Genomic DNA, 6,873 nt, shown 5'->3' with positions numbered 1-6,873 from the left:
GTTCGGCCCCGCCGTCTACGACATGCTCAACGATCACGCCTATGCCGCGATGGTCACGGTGTCCTGGCCCTGGTGCACGGCGTGCACGGAGGTACCGAGCCGCACGTCCAGCCCGGCGGCGAGCTGAACGCAGATCTGATGCGCGCCGCCGTCCACCCGGTCGGCCTGCGCGCCGCCCTCGAACGCGTTGAGGTAGTTCAGACCACCGCCGGAGCGCAGGTAGAAGGCCATGTGCAGGACGGAGACCGCGGCCGGGTCGGCGGCCATCATCTCGCCCAGGAACAGTGGGAAGAACCGGCGGGCGTCGGGATGCCGCAAGTTCCGCTCGGCCCAGTCCGCGGCCGTCTCGGCGTCGAGCGCCTCGGCGTCCGGGCTCGCCCACGGTTGCTCTGGGCGTACGCGGCGGGTCAGGTCGTCGAGGCGGTCGAACAGGTCACCCAACGCGACCGCGTTGAGCGGCGGGAAGCGGCCGGACTGTTCGGTCAGGTCCGGAAAGGCGAACCGGCTCGCCCCGGCGGTGGTCGTCGGCGTGGTCTTCAGGCCGAGCCGGTCGAGCAGGCGATGCAGGCTGGTGTGGCGCTCGCCCAGGTACGCCGCCCCGGCGTCGGCGAAGCTGCCCGGCGCGACCTCGACTCCGTGCGTACGCCCGCCGACGCGGTCGCGCGCCTCCAGGACGGTGACGTCGACGCCTTGCTGCTGGAGGGTGTCGGCGGCGGTCAACCCGGCCAGCCCGGCGCCGATCACCACCACCCGGGTGGCGGTCATCGGGCCACGCCCGCGATTCGCCCGGCCAGCGCGGCGGGCGACGGAGCCAGCAGGAAGTCCTCGAAGGTCAGCTCCACGCCGTACTCGCGGGCGACCGCGCTGAGCACACGGGTGGCGAGCAGGGAGTCGCCGCCGAGGGCGAAGAAGTCGGCGTCGGCGGCGACCTCGGGCCGCTCCAGGACACGGCCGAAGATCTGGGACACTCCGTCGACGGGCATGGCTGCGGCCTCCTTGGTTCGCCGCCGGTCGACCTTGCCGCTGGCCGTGTGGGCGAGCGACGGGACGACCTGGACGCGGCTGGGGATGAGATGGGTGGGAACAGTGCCTCGCAGGTGGGCGAGGACGTCAGCGGCGAGCGTCGTGGTCGCCGCACCCGGCCGGGGCACCACGTACGCCACCAGCGCGGTGTGGTCGGCGACGCGGACGCCTGCGACGGCCACGGCGGCGACGGCGGGATGGGCGGCGACGTACGCCTCGACCTCGGCCGGATGGACGCGTACGCCCCGGATCTTGATCTCGTCGTCGATCCGTCCTTCGTGGACGAGTACGCCGTCGGGCCGGCGGCTGACCCGGTCGCCGGTGTGGAAGAAGCCGCCGACGAAGCGTTCAGATTGCACACCGAGATATCCGAGCGCCACCGAAGGGCCGCCGACGACGAGTTCGCCGTCCTCGGTGACCCGCTCGACGACGTGGGGGAGCGCCCGGCCGATCGGGACCACGCCGTCGGTCCAGTCGAGGTCCACGGCGTGCGTGACCAGCGTGGTCTCGGTGCAGCCGTAGGTGTTGAGCAACCGGGCGTGCTTCGTCCGGGGACCCGACCAGTCGGCGACCCGGGCGGGGTTGGCCGCCTCGCCGCCGATCACCACCAGGCGTACGCACTCCGGCAGCGCGGCTTCCTCCTCGGTCAGGTGGTTGACCAGCTCGTGCCAGTACGCCGTCGGCAGGTCGATCACCGTGATCCGCTCGGTCTCCAGCAACCGCAGGAAGCGCCGGAACGAGCCGGAGTGCGCGTCGGGATGGAAGACGAGGGCCGCACCGCTGGTGAGCGTCGGGAGGATCTCCTCGAAACAGGTGTCCCAGTTGAGCGACGCGAACTGCAGTACGCGATCTTCGGGGGTGATCTCGAACAGCTCCGTCAAGGACCGCACGGCGGCGGTGATCGCCCGCTGCGGGGTCAGCACGCCCTTCGGCTTCCCCGTCGAGCCCGACGTGAACAGCACGTACGCCACCGGCTCGCGATCCACCAGCTCGCGATCCACCGGCTCGGAAGCGACCGGATCAGGGATCTGGGTCGAATCTTGGGCCAAGATACGACCCATATCCGTGATCTGCCGGGAAACCGGGTCGCCGAGTCCGGAAACCGGGTCGCCGAGTCCGGAAACCGGGTCGACGAGTCCGGAAACCGGGTCGCCAAGTCGGGAAACCGGGTCGCCGAGTCCGGAAACCGGGTCCAGCAGGAAGGAACAGTGGGCGAGAAGCGCCGCGCGGCGATCGGGCGGGAAGGCCGGATCGATCGGGCAGTACGCACCGCCGGCCAGCCACACGCCGAGCATCGCGACGACGGTTTCGGGATCGTGCCGGGCCAGTACGCCGACCGCCCCCGGCGACGGCCCGAGGCGCTGGGCGGTTTCCCGCGCCAGCGCCTCCAGCTCGGCGTACGTCAGTGTGCGGGGCCCGGCCACCACCGCCGGCCGGGCGCCATGCGCCGCGACCGCCCGGCGGAACGCCGCCCCGAGATCGTCTGTGTCCACATCCCACCCTCAAACCGCTGCCGTTGGTGGGAGTGGAGTTTCACAGCGATCACTGCGAACTCACTTCAGATCCGGTACGAATCCGCCACGCGCTCCACGTCGGAGTCGGTGAGCAGCAACTCCGCGCCGCATTGCCGGGCGAAGCGGCGTACCACGTCGTAGAGGCGGAAGCGGTCGGGACCGGTCTCCACGACGAGGTGGGCCGAGATCAGTTCGTCGAGTAATCGCCGCACTCGCCGGAGCGAGCTGCCGGCCCCGCCCGCGTCGTCGAGGCTGAGCGACGGCGACGGGTTCAGGCCCAGCCGTCCGAACAGGTACGCCGCCGCCGGGCTGAGCGTCTTGTGCGCGCTGACCAGCGCCGCGCGTACGCTGCGCGGATCGTCGTCGAGCAGCCGGTCGCCGTGCTCGTCGAGTTCGTCGGCGAACGACGACAGCGACTGCCACGGCCGGGCGGCGAGCTTCGTCCCGGCCAGCCGGGTGGTCAGCGGCCAGCCGCCGCACCAGTGCACGACGCGTTCGGCGGCCGATTCGCGCATCCGGTCCGCGCCCACGATCCGGGTGAGGAGATCGGCGGTCGCCTGGGGTGTCATCGGTTCGACCCGAAGCGCCTGGACGGCGTGGTGGGCGGCGAGTGCGAGGAACCGCCGGCGGCTGGTCGCGACGAGCTGGCTGACCGTCGTCGGCGGCACGAACGCCAGCAACTGGTCGAGCGCCCCGGCGTCGTCGAGCACGACCAGCACCCGGCGTCCACTCAGCAGCGTCCGGTACAGCGACGCTCGTTCATCCACGGTGGAGGGGATGTCCGGCTGGGGCACCCCGAGTCCGCCCAGCGCCGAGCCCAAGGCGTCGCGGGTGGAGACCCGCTCACCGTGCAGGCGCACGAAGATCTGCCCGTCGGGGTAACGGTCGGCGACGCTGTGCGCCCAGCGTACGACCAGGGCGGTCTTGCCGATCCCGCCCGCGCCCGACACCATCAGCACGCGTGGCTCGTCGACGGGTCGGCTGATCGCGCGGGTCAGCGCGGCCAGCTCGCTGTCGCGGCCGGTGAAATGCCCGACGCTCCCCGGCAGCTGCGCGGGATGCCGCGGGCTCGGCTCGCCCGCCTCCACCGCCGGTTCGGCGGTTCGGCGCGGCTCGCCCCGAAGGATCGTGGCGTGCAGATTGCGCAGGTCCGCGCACGGGTCGCTGCCGAGTTCGTCGGCCAGCCGCTCCCGCAGGGAGTGGTACGCCTTGAGCGCGTCCGCCTGCCGGTTGCCGCGATAGAGGGCGAGCATGAGCTGACCGGCCAGCCGTTCCCGCAGCGGGTGGGCGGAGACGGTGGCGGTCAGCTCGGCGACGACCTCGGCGTGCCGGCCCAGCTCCAGATCGGCGTCGAAGCGTTCCTCCAGCAATCCGAGACGCAGCTCGGTCAGGCGTACCCGGTCGAACTCGATGCCGGGCGCGGTCACCCCGTCCAGCGGCGCGCCGCGCCACTGTCTCAGCGCCTGGCGCAGGCACGCGGCCCGCGCGTCCGGCGTCGCGGCCTGTCTGGCGCGCCGGGCCAGATCCTCGCACTCGTCGAGGTCGACCCGCACCTCCTCGACCGCGAGCAGGTAACCGGGATGGCGCGTCTCCAGAGCCTCACCGACCTTGCGGCGCAACGAGGAGACCAGCCCCTGTACGCGCGAGCGGGGCGAGGCCGGCGGCCGATCGTCCCATAAGCAGTCGATGATCCTCTCCGTGGAGACGACCGTTCCCTTGACCAAGGCCAGCGCCGCGAGCAGGTTCCGCTCCAGCGGCGACAGCGACACGCTGACTCCCGAAACCCGGACCTCGGTCGGCCCGAGCAGAGAAATCTCCAACATCCAAAACCCCTACCGAACGGTGACTCGATACAAGGATCGCGGCTATAGTCGGCCGCATCGATGTGCTCAATGTCGATGCATCGGTGGGACAGCGGACGGACAACCCTGTCGCGCCAACACGGTAGATCGCGCGTGCGGGGACGGGCCGTCAGTCGAACGGAGAGGGTTTTATAGACCCGAGACTATGGACTTGGTCAATGGCGTGACGCGATGACGGACAGGACGTGCGATTCCTGGGCGTGCTAGGCGGCTACGTTCGCCTCGCGGTCAGCACCGCATTCCGGATCGTCGTCGTGGCATCGCCGTGGGCAAGTTGGCGCCGGCCCGCCACAAGCTGAAGACGATCGAGGAGAATCTACAGGTTTAAGGCGGTTCGGCCGCTCCGGCGAGTTAGCGTCGTACCCGACGACTGCTTTCGCCGCCGGGAGGGCGCGATGCTCACGACCGAGGGCCGGCGGCTGTTGACCGCCAAACTGGACCGCCGGTTCGACCTGCTCGATGTGGACGGCGACGGCCACCTCGGGGAACGGGAGCTGGACGATCTCGCCATGGGCATCGCCGCGGGTTTCGACGTGCCGCTGGACGCGCCGACCGCGGTCGCGCTGCGCCGGGCGTACGCCCGCTTGTGGAGCGAGCTGTCGCAGCTCGACGCCGATCGTGACGGACTGATCAGCCGGGGGCAGTACGTCGACGCCTGGCTCAGGGAAGCCGAGCAACCCGGGCTTCTCGCGGAACTCGTGCGGACCTGCGCCGAGGCCGTGGCCGCCGTGGCGGGCGCCGAAGGCGACTTCTACGAGCCCGCCTTCATCCGCCTGCAGGCGCTCTCCGGCGCGCATGCCGATCAGGGCGCCGCCGCGTTCGCCCGGCTCGACACCGATCACGACGGCATGGTGTCGGTGACGCAGTTCGCGAACGCGTACGTCGACTTCTTCACCAGCGGCGATCCGGCCGCGCCGGGCAACGCCCTGTTCGGCCGCATCGAGCCGTGATCACGGCTATCGTGGGCGTATGTCCGTGTATCACGCACGGCCGCTGGTCGATCCGCGCCGACTGTGGACCGGTGGCATCGTCGCCGCGATCGTGGTCGCAGGCGTGGTGGTCGCCTGCTTTCTGATCGTGCGCGGAGTCCTCGACATCCCGGTCCTGGGCGTCGACCTCTCCGGTGGCGTCTTCCTGCCCTCGATGCTCGGGTACGCCTTCGGCGGAGCGGCGGCCACCCTGCTGCTGACGGGTCTGGCCCATCTCCTGCTGATCACGACGCCGCGCCCGCGCTTCTTCCTGGGCTGGATCATCGGCGTCCTCACGGCGATCGCGGTGATCGTGCCGTTCACCAAGAGCGCGCCGTTCGAGGTTCAGCTCGCCACCGCCGCCGTCAACCTGATCGTCGGGGTGACCATCGGCGTCATGCTCTCCACGACCGCCGCCGCGAGCGCCGGGCGAAACGTCCCGCCGGCGTACCCGGTGGCATGACGGAGGCCGACCACTCCGTCGCCCCGGCCCAGCGGGAGAGCGTCGGCACCGTCATCGTGGCGGGCCTGGCGAACCTCGCCATCGCCGTCGCCAAAGCGATCGCCGGGATCATCTCGGGCTCGGCCGGCATGCTCTCCGAGGCCGCGCACTCGGTCGCCGACACCGTCACCGAACTGCTGCTGCTCACCGCGCTCATCCGCGGCGACCGGGAGGCCGACGCCGAGCACCCGTTCGGCTACGGGAAGTCCACGTTCTTCTGGGCCTTCCTCGCGTCGATGGCGACCCTCGTGGCGGGTGCGGGATTCGCCGTCACGCACGGGCTGCACACCATCCGCAACGGCGAGGAGATGGGCGACTACACCGTCGCGTACATCGTGCTCGCGGTGTCGTTCGTCCTGGAGGGGACCTCGCTCATTCGGGCGGTGCGCCAGGTACGCGGTTCGGCGAGCCGGCTGCACTTGCGGGCGTTGGCGTACTTGCGGCTCACGCCCGACACCTCGGTCAAGGCGGTGGTGTTGGAGGACGCGGCCGCGCTGATCGGCCTCGGCCTGGCCGCGATCGGCCTGCTGCTGACCGAATTCACCGGCGACACGTTCTACGACGGCGCGGCCTCGGTCGCCATCGGGCTGCTCCTGGCCGTCGTGGCGCTCACGCTCGCGCGCGCCAACGTGTCCCTGCTCGTCGGTCAGGCGCCCTCGCCGCGCTGGCAACAGGCGATACGCCGAGAGCTGGAAGCGGATCCGGTGATCCAGCGGGTGCTGACCCTCAACGCCATGTACCTCGGCCCGGACAGCGTGCTGGTGGCGGCCGAGGTCGACGTGTCCGACACTGCCACGGGCGCCGAGATCGAGGCGGCCGCCGACGCGGCGGCGAACCGCTTGCGGGAGAAGTACCCGGTGATCCGCCACGTCTACCTAGACCCCACCCCCACCCCCTAACCCACCCCACCCCACCCCACCCCGCCCCGCCCCGTCCCGTCCCGTTGATCATGGAGTTTCCACCCGAGACACACCCGCGAGGCCACCGGTAAATCCAAGAACAAC

Annotated in this window: 6 protein-coding genes; 3 read left to right on the top strand and 3 right to left on the bottom strand. The window is 70.9% G+C overall.

The features are described from left to right. Nucleotides 1-39 precede the first annotated feature (39 nt). From AB0M47_RS41655 to AB0M47_RS41645, 3 genes are all read right to left on the bottom strand, one after another. Nucleotides 40-765: an FAD-dependent oxidoreductase gene (locus AB0M47_RS41655; RefSeq protein ID WP_363424276.1), complete on the bottom strand. Its 726-nt coding sequence runs from the start codon at nucleotides 763-765 to the stop codon at nucleotides 40-42. Next, complete coding sequence (locus AB0M47_RS41650) at nucleotides 762-2,516, bottom strand: non-ribosomal peptide synthetase (RefSeq protein ID WP_363424273.1); 1,755 nt, start codon at nucleotides 2,514-2,516, stop codon at nucleotides 762-764. The genes AB0M47_RS41655 and AB0M47_RS41650 overlap by 4 nt, the downstream gene beginning before the upstream one ends. Before the next feature lie 65 nt (nucleotides 2,517-2,581). Beyond that, nucleotides 2,582-4,360 (bottom strand): BTAD domain-containing putative transcriptional regulator, encoded by a 1,779-nt coding sequence (locus tag AB0M47_RS41645; RefSeq protein WP_363424270.1) that lies wholly within the window; start codon nucleotides 4,358-4,360, stop codon nucleotides 2,582-2,584. A 434-nt stretch (nucleotides 4,361-4,794) separates the two neighbouring features. Between AB0M47_RS41645 and AB0M47_RS41640 the strand changes: the two genes are divergently transcribed. From AB0M47_RS41640 to AB0M47_RS41630, 3 genes are read left to right on the top strand one after another with little or no spacing between them, the layout of a single operon-like run. Further along, the gene (locus tag AB0M47_RS41640) at nucleotides 4,795-5,349 is read left to right on the top strand and encodes an EF-hand domain-containing protein (protein ID WP_363424267.1); all 555 of its coding nucleotides are present in this window, start codon (nucleotides 4,795-4,797) and stop codon (nucleotides 5,347-5,349) included. Between the two features lie 19 nt (nucleotides 5,350-5,368). Continuing rightward, entirely contained in the window at nucleotides 5,369-5,830 is a 462-nt protein-coding gene (locus AB0M47_RS41635) for a DUF6069 family protein (protein ID WP_363424264.1), read from the top strand. Continuing rightward, entirely contained in the window at nucleotides 5,827-6,768 is a 942-nt protein-coding gene (locus AB0M47_RS41630; protein WP_253752790.1) for a cation diffusion facilitator family transporter, read from the top strand. Before AB0M47_RS41635 ends, AB0M47_RS41630 begins: the two co-directional genes overlap by 4 nt. Nucleotides 6,769-6,873 lie beyond the last annotated feature (105 nt).

The organism is Hamadaea sp. NPDC051192, assembly GCF_040682475.1.
GTDB lineage: Bacteria > Actinomycetota > Actinomycetes > Mycobacteriales > Micromonosporaceae > Hamadaea > Hamadaea flava.
Note: the sequence above shows the minus strand (reverse complement) of the source record. Positions and strands in the feature narration are given on the sequence as shown.